Origin of the sequence: Bacillus sp. NPDC094064 (assembly GCF_050279585.1) — a bacterium.
Taxonomy (GTDB): domain Bacteria; phylum Bacillota; class Bacilli; order Bacillales; family Bacillaceae_G; genus Bacillus_A.
On sequence record NZ_JBNNUI010000001.1, the window covers coordinates 207303 to 221231 of the forward strand.

A 13929-nucleotide genomic window follows, 5' to 3' on the forward strand; every position below is an offset into this window, starting at 1 on the left:
TAATAGACATGTTGATTTATGTAAAAAATTCGTAGAGGTTTTATGTTGAGAACATATATTCTACATGGTATTCTTTAATTAAGTAAAGAATTTTCTTTCTATTGAAAAGAATGGGGGAACTTGTGATGATTAAGCCTGCAACAATGGAGTTTGTTTCACTATCAAACGGAGAAACGATTGCGTATCAGGAAGTTGGAAGGCAAAATACAGAAATTCTTGTACTCATTCATGGGAACATGACATCGTCACAACACTGGGATTTAGTCATTGAAAAATTGCAAGGTCAATATCATATTTACGCTCTTGATTTAAGAGGATTTGGAAAATCGACATATAATAAGTCGATAGATTCATTACAAGACTTTGCTGAAGATGTAAAACTCTTTATCGATCAATTAAAACTAGAGAAATTTTCATTAATGGGATGGTCAATGGGCGGTGGTGTTGCGATGCAATTTACAGCAAATCACCCGGATTTTGTAGAAAAGTTAATCTTAGTAGAATCAGTAGGGATGAAAGGCTATCCAATCTTTAAAAAAGATATTAACGGGCAACCGATCGTATCAAGTTTAGTAAAGACAAAAGAAGAAATTGCGCAAGATCCAGTACAAATCGCTCCAGTACTAGATGCGATAAAAAATATGAATAAATTATATTACCGTACAGTATGGAATCTATTAATATATACAAATAACCAACCCGAACCAGATCGTTATGAAAAGTATTTAGATGATATGTTAACGCAGCGCAATTTCGTAGATGTGAATTATGCGCTCATTACATTTAATATTTCGGATGAACATAATGGAGTTGTAGAGGGAAATAAACAAATTCATCATATTAAAGCTCCTACACTCGTCATACAAGGTGACAGAGATTATGTCGTACCGCAAGTCGTCGGTGAAGAGTTAGCAAAGCATTTGCCGAATGCGGAATTGAAGGTGTTAGAAGACTGTGGTCATTCACCGTTTATTGATTGTTTAGATGTGTTTATAAAGCATGTAGAGGATTGGTTAGAACAGAAATAATCCCCGAAATGAACAGTATTGCATATACTATAACATTGTAAGTAAAAGGGGAGAACATCCATGCATCAACCAGTCTTAATTGCACAGTCACCATATAATCATCATTTATATACAAAAATAATGATTAATCCGATGTATATGCAAGTTTCACCAGCTGTAGTTCCTATGCAAATGCAGCAGCCAACAGCTCATGCTCATCATTATTTATATGGACCATCATTTTATGTAAATCCATATTTTAAGCACTTTCATTACAATGTGAAAGCACAAGTTTGGGAAGGGTAAGAAGCTAAAAGGTCCATTCTTTTAGCTTCTTTTTTTATTATTATGAATATTTTGTACACGCATTTGCAGAAACAGTTTATAATGGAAAGCGGAAGAAGGTGAGGGAAGAGGATGTCAATGCGTTTTACATTTTGGATTATGGCTGGGGTTGCAGCAATTTCTGGCTTATCGCAAGGAATGCTACTACCTACAATCGCCATGATTTTTGAACAAGAAGGAGTTAGTTCAAGTATTAACGGTATTCATGCGACGGCCTTATACATCGGGATATTATTTATTTCACCGTTTCTTGAAAAACCGATGCAAAGGTTTGGAATGAAACCAATTATCGTAATTGGTGTTTTTCTCGTTATTATTTCATTATTCTTTTTTACAAAAATATTTTCATTTTGGGTATGGTTTATTCTTAGATTTCTAGTTGGCGTTGGAGATCATATGCTTCATGTCGGAACACAAACGTGGATTACAACAACATCGGACCCTAGTAAAATAGGCAGACAAGTATCGATATACGGCGTATTCTGCGGAATTGGTTTTGCAATTGGTCCTTATTTGGCAAGTACAGTTCAGTACGGTCTAGCAACGCCATTTATCGTATCTACTATACTTTGCTTAATAGGGTGGATTTTACTATTACCAACGAAAAATGCATTCCCAGCACAAGATAAAACGAATACGGAAAGTGAATCATCATTTTCTCGTTATAAACAAGTCGTTGGATTAGCTGGGATTGCACTTATTGGTCCACTTGCATATGGTGTGCTTGAAGCGATGTTAAATAGTAACTTACCAGTATACGCACTTCGCCAAGGGTGGTCTGTATCAGATGTTTCTTTCTTAATACCAGCATTCGCGATTGGAGGTATTATTACACAAATCCCGCTCGGTATATTGAGTGATAAATATGGAAGAGACCGTATATTAACGTGGACGTTCAGCATAAGTACGGGTATTTTCTTGCTTGCGGCAGTATTTGATCAATATTACTGGATCGTCTTTGCCTGTATGCTTTTAGCTGGTATGGTCATTGGATCGTGCTTCTCTTTAGGACTTGGATTTATGACTGATTTATTACCGAGACACTTACTACCAGCAGGTAATATATTATCTGGAATCGCCTTCAGTTTAGGAAGTATTATGGGACCTGTATTAGGAGGCGTATTTATAGAAAAAATACAGTATACAAGCTTTTTTATTGCGGTTATGATTATAATGGGAATTCTCGCAATGGTATATATAATCTACATGAAGAATCAATTCGCATCAAGAAAAATAGAAAGTAGGTTAGGTCATGACAAAACAACCTAATAAAAAGAAATTTGAAGTACTCGAAAACGAAACAATTACAGACTGCTTAGCACGTATGGAACAAGAAGGCTACGCACCGTCTCGTCGCATGGAAGAACCAATCTTTCATGAAGTGAAGAAAGACGGCAAAACAGAAGTGGAACCGTGCGGTAGAAAAATTGTTTTTGAGGGGAAATTGAAGTAATACGAATAGCAAATTTTCTTTCTGGTATAGAGCCATCCAATTCATTTGAGTTGGGTGGTTTTTTTACAATTCAAAAAAAACAAGCTCATGCGGAAGGGTTTGCTATACAAAAATGTAAAAGTAAATTGAAAAGTCCGTAATGGATAGAATTTCGGCGCTGGGACATATTTATACCTTTGTAGGAACGAACAATTATACAAAAGTAGGATGATTTCAAATATATGTATTTGTATTATAAAAATATGAAAGGGGGGATGAATATAATGATACAAAGCATATATGAAACTCATTTACATGTAAGAAATTTAGAAAAGGCGATAAATTTCTATCAAAATAAATTAGGTTTAACATTAGCAAAAAGACTATCGAAAAGACGAGTTGCATTCTTTTGGGTAGGAGAAAACAAAAAACAAATGCTCGGATTATGGGAAGTACATACAAATGTAGATTTTGAGACGAAACACTTCGCTTTTCGTGTAGATTTAGAGTTTTTAAAGACTTCTAAATTGTGGTTAGAGAAACGTGGAATAGAGGTAGTAGGGAGTCAGGGAAAAGGAGATCGAGAACCAATTGTCCAAAGGTGGATGCCAGCTGCAAGCGTATATTTTTTAGATTGTGATGGAAATAAATTAGAGTTTATTTCTATACTAGATGATGATCCAGATGAACTAGAATATGCAACGTATTTAAGTGAATGGGATGCGGAGCATCAAGAAAAATAAAGTTTAATCAGTAGGAGTTTTATAGCTTTGTATTATGTTAAATAGATAGAGACAAATAAAATCCCTCAAGAAAAGGCATGTTCTTGAAGGATTTTTTATGCTTTATATATTTATATTATTTGTAACTTATTAATTATATTCATGATTAGATATTTCAGCGCGTTGAATATAACCATCAGAGAAGCTGAAATAAAGATAATAGCTTCCTCGATTATATACAAAGCCTTCGCTAGTCATATCCCCTCCGATTTCATCGGGTTCACCAAACCACTCTTTTAATTCATTGATAGTTATATCCATTTTTACCCATATATGTCTTGCGTCCGAAGGGTACATGTCAATATTATAATCGCCGTATACTGCTATATTAGGTGCATCACATTCTGTACATGGTGCTTTTTTCAAAACATCAGGCACTCCATATTCTTTTTTTACATCAGATAGATCTTTACCCAATGCATTTAATGTAAATGGACCAAACGTTCCATTCTGTAAAGCTGTTGTTAACATTTGTTTCATTTCTTCTTTTGAATTGATGTTGAAATTATAATCTCTGTTTTTTGCTATTGCATTATATAAAAATTGTGCATACTCCTCACGTTTCACAAGCGTGTTGCCATTGTAATTACCTGCCTCATCACCGTAGGATATTCGGTTACTACGTAGCGTATTTACAAATTTATAGGCCCAATGATCTTGAGGTACATCTTTAAAGTTACTTTGGCCTTTTGATTGTAATTGAAATGCTTTTTGTAATACTACTGCCATTTCATACCGAGTTAATGCATCATCTGGACGAAAAGCACCTGTTCCATCACCTGTCATAATTCCAGCCTGTACAATAGCTTTAATATCCTTTTCAAACATATGATTTTTAATATCGTTAAACATATTGCTCTGTTCATTGTTTGCTGTTAAACCTAAATGACGAGCGATTAAAGAAGTTACCTGGCCTCTAGTAATATTATCCCCAAAACCAAATTTGCCATTTCCATATCCGTTAAAAAGTCCTGCTGCTGCTAAGTAATCAATAGCAGTTTTTGACCAGTGGTCCTTTGGTACATCTGTAAATACAGTGTTCGCATTGCCAGCTACTTTATAGTTATTTGTAGTTGTTTGTGCGTTTGCTGTGCCTACCATCATTGTAGTTGCTAGTGCTGTGGTGATCACGAATCCGAAAATTTTTTTAGCTTTGCTTGTTTTCTTGCCCATTAGCGAAAGCCTCCCTAGTTTAATCTAACTTTATTAAACATACGTATTACACATATACATCTAATACAATTAAATGTATACATCGCAATTATAACATGTTAATGATGATCATTTGTCATTGATTTCCTTAATGTGGATAAAATTTCAATAATCTATATGAAACTATAATTTTTAGATGATAAATATTCATTGCTATTTAATTGAAGAAAAATACGAAAGCTTTGTATAAAATATGGAAATGTTAAAATTGCTTTGATAAAATAGCGATATGCAAAAATAATTATTTGTTAATTCTTAATGTAATGAATATTCATGTTTAAATATACGAATTTAACTACGTAGTTATTGTACTAAAGGGGGAGAAAGATGTTAGATGAATTGTACAATGCTTTTTTAAATGCATCTGGTTTTACAGAAAGTGCGAGAAAACGAGATCAGTATGATAAACTGCATGATGAATTAAAAGATGCAGAAAGAGAGTTACAACAATTAATTCAAGACGCTGAATCGGCGAAGAGAGATTATGAGAGTAAAAGCAATGGTTTAGAAGCTAATAAAATTCCGGCAGTGGAATTTGAACAAAAACGTCATGAAAAGGATGAAAAATTAAATACATTAGTATCCTATTTTAAAAGTGCATTAAGCGATGTTGGATCTGCAAAAGGTACAGCTTATGCAAAGTATTTGGAATATAAAGCGAAAGCAGAAGCGGAGAAAGCAGCCGCATATGATGCTGCGACCAAGGCTTTTGAAGAAAAGAAAAAGGAACTTGAAAATCTTATCCATTAAGCATACAAAGAATGTGGGGGAACTAACATGAGTGGTAAAGAGGTTGAAATTATAGGAAGTAACACGACAAGTGCCATTTCTTACGCACAAAACATTGAAAATGGTATGAAGGATTCTTTAAACCAAGCGAAAGACTTAAAAGCATATGTCACAGGTGCGAAATGGAATGGAAAAACGAGAGATGCCTTTTTAAGTTATCTTGATTTAATCATTCAATATAACTCAGAAATGGTAGAGGCATTTGAAGGGCATACGAAAGCTTTGAAAGAGTTAGATAAAAGTATTCAAACGTACGGCGATATACCGAAAGTAAGGGCGATAAAACAATTGTGATGGAGAAACGAGGGATAAAAGAATGGGGAAAGAAATGAGTTTTGCACCTGCTGAATTATATGTTCTCGCAGGTGCAGCTGGAGTTACGGATATATTTGGATTGCCAAATCGTGACGTAATTATTTTACTTGATGAAGAATGTGTCACGAAAGCAACAACGAGCTTAAAAGAAAAAGGCTTACTTACAAGTGAAAATGGAATTACCCGTGCAGCTTTTCAAATGATTGAACTATTAAAGGAATATGAGAATTGTCACGATTACACGAGAATTAATAATTTGTTAATTGGTTTTTTGAAAGAGGATAAAGATCGAGTGGCTGTATTAACAGAAATAGAGCCAAATAAAAAATACGAAATCGACTACATACCAAAGCCAGACGTATATTTTTCATTATTAACACGCATTCCTTTCTTATTGAGAGAACCGAGGGAAATAGAAGATACATTTTTCTCAAAGAGAATGACAGAGGCAGAACAACAAACATTTGAGGAAAAAGATTTATCAAATAAAGACGTTATAGCGATAGAAACGTATACGAGGCCTCGAAGTAATAGAGGAGGAAAATGGGAATGTTTCTTATATTTCACTGAAGGAGAAGATTTCGTTCAAATAGATGTAGATCGTAATCGATATGACTGGGTGAGCCTCTATGCGGTTAATAAGAAATTGTATGACGTGTTAAAAATGCCATATAAAAAGTTAATTGACCCGAGACAATTCTCGTTAGGAGGTATTCAATAATGCAAGTATCAATGGGAGATAGTGGTTCTGGTGGAGAAGAAGTATTAGTTAATTTTCAAGAACTACTTGATATAGTAATGAAATTAGAAAATATATATAAAATCCATTTAGACGTCATTGGAACGAATATTGAGAGTTTATTAAGTAGTGATTTTTATCAAAAAGGTGAAGCGATGAGAGTAATTGAAAAATACCCTGATATATTACACAAAACACTTGAATTGTCTGAACACTATTATAGGTCGGCGACAGTTGTAAGGGACGCATGTGTAGAAATGTTTGAAAAGGACGAACAATTACGTGAAATATTAAGTAAGTTGTAGAAATCACCATACGGCTGGGGGATGAAAACGAAATGGATGTGAAATATAGACCTGAACCATGGCAAAACATGGGGGATGGTATGAATCGAATTACAAAAGATGCACTCATGAAATTACAGAAAGCAAATGAATTATTAAAAAGTGTAGAAGGAAGTATACGAGGTTTAGACTCGGATGGTAGTATACATTTTAATCATAAAGATCAATCGGAAAAAATAGGGGAATTACTTGAAAGCTATACGACATTACAAAAATATTGCGGAGAAGCAGGGGGATTGGTCTCTGAACATATAGATAAACCTTTTTTAGTAGAAATGGATAAATTTGCTCAAAAAATGAGAGATACATCTATTCTCAGTTTCAAAACAGATAACCGAATTGGCTCCACAACAACGACAGTATTACCAGGTGCGCACGCGGGGTACGGAAGTGTACCACAAACAATAAAAACAAAAAAAGATAAAATAACAGTAGAAGATATTTTTAGAGATTCACCTGCATTTGATAACGTACTGAGAGCGGAGTACAAAGAACTAAAAAAACAAAACCCAGATGCAAAACTAAATTATGAAGAATACAAGAAAGTAGTCCCATCCACACGAGGATTCGAATACAAATCGATAGAAGATGAACAGAAAAAACTAGAAATGGTGCGAGACATAGGAATAGGCTTAGGAATCATCATCACAACAATCCTTTGTCCACCACTTGGGACCGCTGCCGCAGTAGTATACGGCGCTGTACAAATAAAAAGCGGTATCGACGGAGAAGACTGGGGAACACACCGGAAATTGAGCCAAGAAGAACGCACAGCAAACATCATTTTTGGCGGATTAGACGCAATTCCAGTTGTTGGAGCAGTAGGAAAAGGAGTAAAAGCATTCAAAGGCACGAATGAATTAGCTGATTTAGCGAAATTATTAAAATTCAAAGAAGGAATGCCTGGTTTTAATCCAAATTTGGGTAAAAATGTGGTACAATCGCTTAAGGAAAATAAGAATTTAAAAAATGCACTAGATGCGATGAAAAATACTCCTATTCCAGTAGCAGTTAGGATGGTGGATACTGGAATAGGAATGAGGCTTCCTTATATAGAATCTTCAACTGTTGGAGAAGTAGCTGGAAAGTTTTCAAAGGCAAGTACGGCAGCTAAGGATGACGCTTATCAACTTGCTAAGGGTAGTGGTGGTAGTAACGCAAACCCAAACAAAATTAAACTAACCCCAGAAAGAGAAAAATACTATCGAATAAAAATAGATGAAGCCAAAGCACGGGGGGATTATAAGGAAGCAGATAACATTAGGTATAATCGTCATTGTGAAGAAACAAAAGAGCCTTTAGAACGTAAAGAGTGGGATGTTAAGCGTGAAAATTTAAAGAAAAGTCAAGAGCGTGGAAGAGAAGAAGAAATAAAAGGGAGAAAAGCCTTGGGAGAACACCTAAATCGTACATTAGAGGACAATAACTCTGGCAAGGTTGTTACGTATACATCCAGTGAAGGGCATCTTACGCGTCCAGATAGTATAGGTCGTAATGCTAAGGATGAAATCGATTTAGTTCATGATCACAAACACAAAATAAGTGACAAAGAACACGTTATTCATAATGACAGTCAAATGCGAGCTGAAAGAGAGATGCTCGAAGATAAAAGTGGAAGTCATATTGTGACAATATCAAGTGATAAACCCGATTTGAATGGAATTCCTCCTAAACCAAGACCAAGTGGGCCTTTAGCGAAAGAGAGTGACATTTTCTATACTGATCCAAATAGCGGTAAAGTGACTCATAAATGGGAGAACAATACACGTTTACCTGGTGGAGGTAGGTGGAAAAAACTGTGAATAAAAATTATTATGTGACTATATTTTTTAATATTAAGGGGGATATACATGAAACCAGATTTTTTCACAATTACAATGTATCCTACAGTATCTTTTAACGAAGAAGAAGTATTAGGTCGTCTTTTGGATGTGTTTGAGTCAAATGAAAAATTTGCTCCTACTCATTGGGGCAACTGTGAAACGGTACGGGTAGAATATAACCGTCAGGAAATTCTGGAAAAAGTAGTTTCAGAGCGTATAGTATCAGAAGTTTACCTGTATCGTGATAAATCTGTGAACTACACAGGACGTTTTCAAGTTAACTGGAGCCATCGTTCATTTTTAGAGTTTGAGTTTCATAAATCAATACCTAAAAAATTATGGTCTGCTTTTTTTGAGTTATCTGATCAAATCGCAGAAGCTGCGAAACCAAGTTACGGAGTAACTCAAATTTTTTGGCCTTTATCATATCCGTGGAATACCGAACGTGAACGTTTACAAATGTGGATGGAAATATCTTCCCAGCCAATACCGGTTAGGTTTCTTCCTAACGGTCCCTTAGGGATAGGCGCTAGAACATACTTTAGTGGTCATATTTTAGAAATGTTTGATAAGGAATTATTACAAAATAGTCCAGCTGTGGTATCTGAGCTAGATTGGGGTGGCCTTTGTATTGATATTTTAAATAATCCATTAGGGAGTGATAGTGATACATTACTTGATAATTGGCTACAAGTAATGAAGTATTTGGAACCAGCACAAGTAATGGCTATACCAAGTTTTGATGAAGATCAAATGGGTGTAACTTATTCTCCAAATATTGCTTGGAAGGACTATCTGAAAAGCTAAATGAAAGGAGATCGTAATAATGAATGAGAATGGTAATGATAGAATAAGAGTCATGGAAATATTAAATAGATCTCAATACAATGATGAGGTTATAGATGGGCTAGATATGAGCAATTTAGATCTTACTTTTTCAGATTTGTCAGAGGTGATGGCAGAGGGTATCATGGCCAAACAAGTCCATTTAAGAGCTTCTTCACTAATGAGAGCATCTTTTTTTGATTGTGATTTTGAGTTTGCTGATTTCAGAAGCTGTAATTTAGAGGAAATACATATTGCAGATTGTAGATTTGGTGAAGCTAATTTCTCTAAAGCCAATATGAAATATGCAAAGGTAAATATAAGTAGTTGTTTTGAAACATGTTTTGATGAAGTTGATTTTTCATATGGAGAATTAGTTGGAACAATATTAAATCATGCTACTTTTCGCCATGCAAATTTATCAGGAATCAATGCGGAACAGGCCGACTGTACGGGAACAAATTTCAGCAACGCGAATCTTACAGAAGGTAACTTTGAAAAAGCATATTTAGAAGATGCTAATTTATCAGAAGTAGATGCTAGAAATACAGATTTTACAAACGCGGATTTAACAGGAGCGAACCTTTTAAATGGGAATTTCACGGATGCGAATTTTACCGGTGCCAAACTAGACAATGTAGTTTGGAAGGGAGCACAGGTAGAAGGAGCCAAGTTTGACGAAAATGTGAAGGAACAAATCTTAAAAATGATTTAAATATGATGGGAAGTATATACATTTGAGCACTCGAAAACCTATTATTGGTAGCGAGTGCTTTTTTTGTAGAGATATTAGAGATTACTAAATTAGTGAAAATCAATATAGATTATTTTTAAGGATTATTAGATAGATTAAGTCGGGAATATTATATAATTGAAATTAAACTAGTATAGGCTGCGGAAAATGCAACTGTCTTCAGTAAATAAGTTATCACTAATGATTATAGATCATTTAGATTGGGAAAATACACTTCAGCATTTAACGTTGTTACAAGATAAAATTAATGCCTATGTATCTTTTATAGAAAATGGATAAATTATAGTATTTATCCGGATGTTAAGTTAGTAGATGGATTTATATTTAATTTAAGATGCAAATGTAAATTAATTGGAAATTACAAGGAATTATTGGAGGTGTAATGTGAAAGCTAATAAAGCATTTGAATGCGTATGTAATCTAATATCTGAAAAGTATTTAGATAATGGTTGGAAATATTCTAAGTCTGGTCATTGGATGAGTAAAAAAGATAAAAATTTCATTTATAAGGTACTCTTTTATACAAGTTGGAATAATATATCTGATAAAAATGTAGTATTTTATGGTGAATGCGCAATTCTTCCTTTAAAATCTAAAGATAAAATATTTCATATTAATACACGTCAGTGCAATGTACCAAGCGGTCAGTTATATTGGAACATAGCAAATGAGGAAGAGTGGGAGCGGACAGTTAACGAATTCACTAATTGGTTAAATAGTGTATTTATGCCAATTGTAGAAAGGTGTACGAATGATTTGAACAACTTTGTAAAAGAGGTTGTTGAAAGGGGTTTTTATCCTCAAAAGGGTTATATGGTAGATATTAATTTTATATTAACGCACGGGTCGCGTGAATTGGCAGAGGAAGCTATCAAAAGATACTATGACAGTTTGGAAGAGTCAATAAAAAAAGAATTTAAAGATAACTATGAAAGTATGGTGTGTGGTAATGAAGCAGTTAGTGCATATGGTAATAATATGATGAGAAATTACACCAATTTTAGAACTATCATAGATAATAAAATAATTGTTACTTTATAGTACATCAAATGGTTTGACTTAGTAAGCGATAATTGGTAACCCAATTATCGCTTTTGGTTTTAAATAAGGGTACGGGTGAAGCTACTAGACTTATTCCAGGTACCCCTGGAAAGGTTACAGGAGGTAGTTCTACAAAATTAGGGCAAAATTTATTGGAATCCATGGGGCTTCCACGTTCTGCATCACGGAAAGGATATCAGGCGCAACATATAATACCTAAAAACTTAAGAAATCATCCGGTATTAAAGAAAATTGGAATGGATATGGATCATGCTGATAACGGGATATTTTTACCGATACCAGCAAAAGATCCAAGTGCTTTGTCTAGGCATAGAGGATTTCATAGTGTATATAATAATGTGGTTAAAGATCAGTTAGATAAATTAAATATCAATCAAAGTATTAAGGAGTTGGAACAACAAGTATTTGAATTGCAACAAAAATTAAAAAAAGGTACAGAAAGTGGCTTGCCATTATACAAATCAAAGGTATTAGAAATTGGTATTGAGAAGTTTTACAAGACAAAATTAAATGAAGAAATAAAGATTTGGCAAAGAGGTGGCGGCGCTACTGAAGAACTTTGGGAAAGGTGGATAAATAAATGAAGTACGGAAAAAACACTCAATTAGTCGAAGAGGTTATTAATTTTATTACAAATTTACAACTTTTTCATTATGAAAACCTTCTAAATCGTGATGTTGTTATGGTTAATGAGTATGAAAGAGCACAAGAATTGGCATGGTCTCAAGATTTGGATGAGGTTGAAAACGTTTGGGAAGATATTAAATCCTCAGAAGGTGGGGAAATAATAGGACAATTATATGAGCATGATTTAAACTCTATGGAGCGTCCTATAAGGGAGATTATTCAATCGTCCGAGAACTATTCAGGTGATTTTGTATTACAATATATTGATATTTTTGAAGAAATAATTGGAGATTTACATATGTGTGCACTAAATCGTTTAGTAAATGGAAAAGTTGATAATTTTTATGAAAGAATCTTTGAGGTTTATAAGCTTGGGGGATGGCCATGTGGATGGGAAGGTGAATATCCAGAAGGGAGAATAATTGTATATTCACCAGATAAAAAATAAAGTATATTTGCAGTGGAAAGAAAAACAATAAGTGGTTTAAAAGTAGAGACTCATGATGGTTGTACCATCATGGAGTATTACGTACAATGATAGAACAGAAAACGAGGTGCGAGCTTAGGCGAGATGACATTTTAACGAAAGATGAATATAAACGCATGGAAGAGACATAAAATTAACGAACTCGTACAAGCTCGTTAGTTTTAAATTAATATTTGTCACGATATATATAAGGTGTCATACTATTATTATAAAACTTATAAATTAAAGCTACTTAAAAACAGATGAACTTAAAGCGCTTGATTGTCAATTATGGCAACAAGTGCTTTTTTGCATTTTAGCGTAGAAATAAGTTGGTAAACGTATAATTTTATAAATGTATTAAGTGTTAAATTTTATAAACTGTAGTGGCTTTGTACAGTGTACGACACTACTAGAGAAAAAACTATTGTAAAAATAAAGGGTTGTATTATGTTTTGAAGTCATCGTAAAGTACGTTTTAACGGATTTACGTTACGAACACGTTATCCGCAAAAAACAGGTAAACGTTACAGGGACTAAAATTACTGTAACGGGAGGGAATTTATAATGGGAGAGAAAGTAGTTGGTTACATACGAGTTTCAACGGAAGGACAAGTACGTGATGGGTATAGTTTAGCGTATCAAGTAGAAGAGATTGAACGTTACTGTAACGAAAATAATTTAGAACTACTTCGTGTGTATGGAGATAGAGGATTAAGCGGAGCGATTGTTGATGAAGAGGGATTAACAGTTGAACGTGATGGACTACAAGAGCTATTGTCGGATATGGCGTATAAACAAGTAAGCTATGTTGTTGTGTTGAATACATCACGATTGTGGCGCTCTGATATGGCGAAAGTATTGATACAACGAGAATTAAAGAAACATGAAGTAGATGTGAAGGCAATTGAACAATCAAGCTATAGTATTTACATACATGAGCCAAATGACTTTTTGGTGAATGGCATGTTAGAGCTATTAGACCAATATCAACGACTTGAAATTGCATTGAAGCTAAGTAGAGGTAGAAAGAAGAAGGCTGAACAAGGTGGATATGCAGGTGGTGGTGTATTGTTTGGCTACAAGGCAACAAAAGGACAAAAGGTGTTAGAAGTAGATGGTGAGAAAGCAGTAGTTGTACGTAGACTATTTGAATTAAGACAATTTTTTAAACATTGGTCGCTAACTCAATTGGCAGAACGACTAAATAGGGAAGGGTATTGTACTGAGAAAGGAAAGTTGTTTACGAAAGTGCAAGTGAAACGTATGTTAGACCGAGAGAGCTTTTATCGAGGGATATATACATATGGACAAATACAAGCAAATGGGAAACATCCAGCAATTATTTTATAAACTCACTTAAAAAATTAGCTCATTTTACTATACATACTACTAAAGTTATGAAAA

At 34.2% G+C, this 13929-nt stretch carries 18 protein-coding genes; 17 read left to right on the forward strand and 1 reads right to left on the reverse strand.

Annotated elements, in window-relative coordinates:
* Positions 1 to 110 precede the first annotated feature (110 nt).
* The 5 genes from ACQKNI_RS01120 to ACQKNI_RS01140 all read left to right on the forward strand — a co-directional run bounded on the left by ACQKNI_RS01120 (position 111) and on the right by ACQKNI_RS01140 (position 3527).
* Complete coding sequence (locus ACQKNI_RS01120) at positions 111 to 1028, forward strand: intracellular short-chain-length polyhydroxyalkanoate depolymerase (protein WP_140417300.1); 918 nt, start codon at positions 111 to 113, stop codon at positions 1026 to 1028.
* 60 nt (positions 1029 to 1088) lie between these two features.
* Positions 1089 to 1313 (forward strand): hypothetical protein, encoded by a 225-nt coding sequence (locus tag ACQKNI_RS01125; protein WP_088229694.1) that lies wholly within the window; start codon positions 1089 to 1091, stop codon positions 1311 to 1313.
* 111 nt (positions 1314 to 1424) lie between these two features.
* Complete coding sequence (locus tag ACQKNI_RS01130; protein WP_088229693.1) at positions 1425 to 2621, forward strand: MFS transporter; 1197 nt, start codon at positions 1425 to 1427, stop codon at positions 2619 to 2621.
* Complete coding sequence (locus ACQKNI_RS01135; RefSeq protein WP_000166302.1) at positions 2605 to 2805, forward strand: NETI motif-containing protein; 201 nt, start codon at positions 2605 to 2607, stop codon at positions 2803 to 2805. Before ACQKNI_RS01130 ends, ACQKNI_RS01135 begins: the two co-directional genes overlap by 17 nt.
* A 263-nt stretch (positions 2806 to 3068) precedes the next feature.
* Positions 3069 to 3527: a VOC family protein gene (locus ACQKNI_RS01140; protein ID WP_088229692.1), complete on the forward strand. Its 459-nt coding sequence runs from the start codon at positions 3069 to 3071 to the stop codon at positions 3525 to 3527.
* A gap of 129 nt (positions 3528 to 3656) precedes the next feature.
* Here ACQKNI_RS01140 and ACQKNI_RS01145 read toward each other — a convergent pair whose 3' ends face one another.
* Positions 3657 to 4739, reverse strand: a complete 1083-nt coding sequence (locus ACQKNI_RS01145) for an S-layer homology domain-containing protein (RefSeq protein WP_088229691.1) — start codon at positions 4737 to 4739, stop codon at positions 3657 to 3659.
* 366 nt (positions 4740 to 5105) lie between these two features.
* Here ACQKNI_RS01145 and ACQKNI_RS01150 point away from each other — a divergent pair, with 366 nt between their 5' ends.
* The 12 genes from ACQKNI_RS01150 (at position 5106) to ACQKNI_RS01205 (ending at position 13875) form a co-directional block, all read left to right on the forward strand.
* Positions 5106 to 5528, forward strand: a complete 423-nt coding sequence (locus ACQKNI_RS01150; protein WP_088229690.1) for a hypothetical protein — start codon at positions 5106 to 5108, stop codon at positions 5526 to 5528.
* 27 nt (positions 5529 to 5555) lie between these two features.
* On the forward strand, positions 5556 to 5861 hold the full coding sequence (locus ACQKNI_RS01155) for a WXG100 family type VII secretion target (protein ID WP_088229689.1): 306 nt from the start codon (positions 5556 to 5558) through the stop codon (positions 5859 to 5861).
* Between the two features lie 22 nt (positions 5862 to 5883).
* Positions 5884 to 6603 carry a DUF5081 family protein gene (locus tag ACQKNI_RS01160; protein WP_088229688.1) on the forward strand — a complete coding sequence of 240 codons (720 nt, stop codon included), beginning with the start codon at positions 5884 to 5886 and terminating at the stop codon, positions 6601 to 6603.
* Positions 6603 to 6926 carry an MFS transporter gene (locus ACQKNI_RS01165; RefSeq protein ID WP_088229687.1) on the forward strand — a complete coding sequence of 108 codons (324 nt, stop codon included), beginning with the start codon at positions 6603 to 6605 and terminating at the stop codon, positions 6924 to 6926. Before ACQKNI_RS01160 ends, ACQKNI_RS01165 begins: the two co-directional genes overlap by 1 nt.
* 32 nt (positions 6927 to 6958) lie before the next feature.
* On the forward strand, positions 6959 to 8767 hold the full coding sequence (locus ACQKNI_RS01170) for an ADP-ribosyltransferase (RefSeq protein WP_088229686.1): 1809 nt from the start codon (positions 6959 to 6961) through the stop codon (positions 8765 to 8767).
* 48 nt (positions 8768 to 8815) lie between these two features.
* A complete protein-coding gene (locus ACQKNI_RS01175) occupies positions 8816 to 9595 on the forward strand; it encodes a hypothetical protein (protein ID WP_088229685.1) in 780 nt (259 codons plus the stop codon).
* 19 nt (positions 9596 to 9614) lie between these two features.
* Positions 9615 to 10328: a pentapeptide repeat-containing protein gene (locus ACQKNI_RS01180; protein WP_088229684.1), complete on the forward strand. Its 714-nt coding sequence runs from the start codon at positions 9615 to 9617 to the stop codon at positions 10326 to 10328.
* A gap of 186 nt (positions 10329 to 10514) precedes the next feature.
* Positions 10515 to 10646: a DUF6572 domain-containing protein gene (locus ACQKNI_RS01185; protein WP_255294744.1), complete on the forward strand. Its 132-nt coding sequence runs from the start codon at positions 10515 to 10517 to the stop codon at positions 10644 to 10646.
* A 105-nt stretch (positions 10647 to 10751) separates the two neighbouring features.
* Positions 10752 to 11408, forward strand: coding sequence for a hypothetical protein (locus tag ACQKNI_RS01190; protein ID WP_071759443.1), 657 nt, complete (start codon positions 10752 to 10754; stop codon positions 11406 to 11408).
* A gap of 32 nt (positions 11409 to 11440) precedes the next feature.
* Positions 11441 to 12013, forward strand: a complete 573-nt coding sequence (locus tag ACQKNI_RS01195; protein ID WP_249278310.1) for an AHH domain-containing protein — start codon at positions 11441 to 11443, stop codon at positions 12011 to 12013.
* Positions 12010 to 12504: a cytoplasmic protein gene (locus tag ACQKNI_RS01200; protein ID WP_070146731.1), complete on the forward strand. Its 495-nt coding sequence runs from the start codon at positions 12010 to 12012 to the stop codon at positions 12502 to 12504. The genes ACQKNI_RS01195 and ACQKNI_RS01200 overlap by 4 nt, the downstream gene beginning before the upstream one ends.
* Before the next feature lie 585 nt (positions 12505 to 13089).
* Positions 13090 to 13875 carry a recombinase family protein gene (locus ACQKNI_RS01205; protein ID WP_088229682.1) on the forward strand — a complete coding sequence of 262 codons (786 nt, stop codon included), beginning with the start codon at positions 13090 to 13092 and terminating at the stop codon, positions 13873 to 13875.
* Positions 13876 to 13929 lie beyond the last annotated feature (54 nt).

Bases quoted from the DNA above. Each gene is read 5' to 3' on its own strand.
- ACQKNI_RS01120 (WP_140417300.1), top strand. From the start codon at position 111: ATGGGGGAACTTGTGATGATTAAGCCTGCAACAATGGAGTTTGTTTCA.
- ACQKNI_RS01125 (WP_088229694.1), top strand. From the start codon at position 1,089: ATGCATCAACCAGTCTTAATTGCACAGTCACCATATAATCATCATTTA.
- ACQKNI_RS01130 (WP_088229693.1), top strand. From the start codon at position 1,425: ATGTCAATGCGTTTTACATTTTGGATTATGGCTGGGGTTGCAGCAATT.
- ACQKNI_RS01135 (WP_000166302.1), top strand. From the start codon at position 2,605: ATGACAAAACAACCTAATAAAAAGAAATTTGAAGTACTCGAAAACGAA.
- ACQKNI_RS01140 (WP_088229692.1), top strand. From the start codon at position 3,069: ATGATACAAAGCATATATGAAACTCATTTACATGTAAGAAATTTAGAA.
- ACQKNI_RS01145 (WP_088229691.1), bottom strand. From the start codon at position 4,739: ATGGGCAAGAAAACAAGCAAAGCTAAAAAAATTTTCGGATTCGTGATC.
- ACQKNI_RS01150 (WP_088229690.1), top strand. From the start codon at position 5,106: ATGTTAGATGAATTGTACAATGCTTTTTTAAATGCATCTGGTTTTACA.
- ACQKNI_RS01155 (WP_088229689.1), top strand. From the start codon at position 5,556: ATGAGTGGTAAAGAGGTTGAAATTATAGGAAGTAACACGACAAGTGCC.
- ACQKNI_RS01160 (WP_088229688.1), top strand. From the start codon at position 5,884: ATGGGGAAAGAAATGAGTTTTGCACCTGCTGAATTATATGTTCTCGCA.
- ACQKNI_RS01165 (WP_088229687.1), top strand. From the start codon at position 6,603: ATGCAAGTATCAATGGGAGATAGTGGTTCTGGTGGAGAAGAAGTATTA.
- ACQKNI_RS01170 (WP_088229686.1), top strand. From the start codon at position 6,959: ATGGATGTGAAATATAGACCTGAACCATGGCAAAACATGGGGGATGGT.
- ACQKNI_RS01175 (WP_088229685.1), top strand. From the start codon at position 8,816: ATGAAACCAGATTTTTTCACAATTACAATGTATCCTACAGTATCTTTT.
- ACQKNI_RS01180 (WP_088229684.1), top strand. From the start codon at position 9,615: ATGAATGAGAATGGTAATGATAGAATAAGAGTCATGGAAATATTAAAT.
- ACQKNI_RS01185 (WP_255294744.1), top strand. From the start codon at position 10,515: ATGCAACTGTCTTCAGTAAATAAGTTATCACTAATGATTATAGATCAT.
- ACQKNI_RS01200 (WP_070146731.1), top strand. From the start codon at position 12,010: ATGAAGTACGGAAAAAACACTCAATTAGTCGAAGAGGTTATTAATTTT.
- ACQKNI_RS01205 (WP_088229682.1), top strand. From the start codon at position 13,090: ATGGGAGAGAAAGTAGTTGGTTACATACGAGTTTCAACGGAAGGACAA.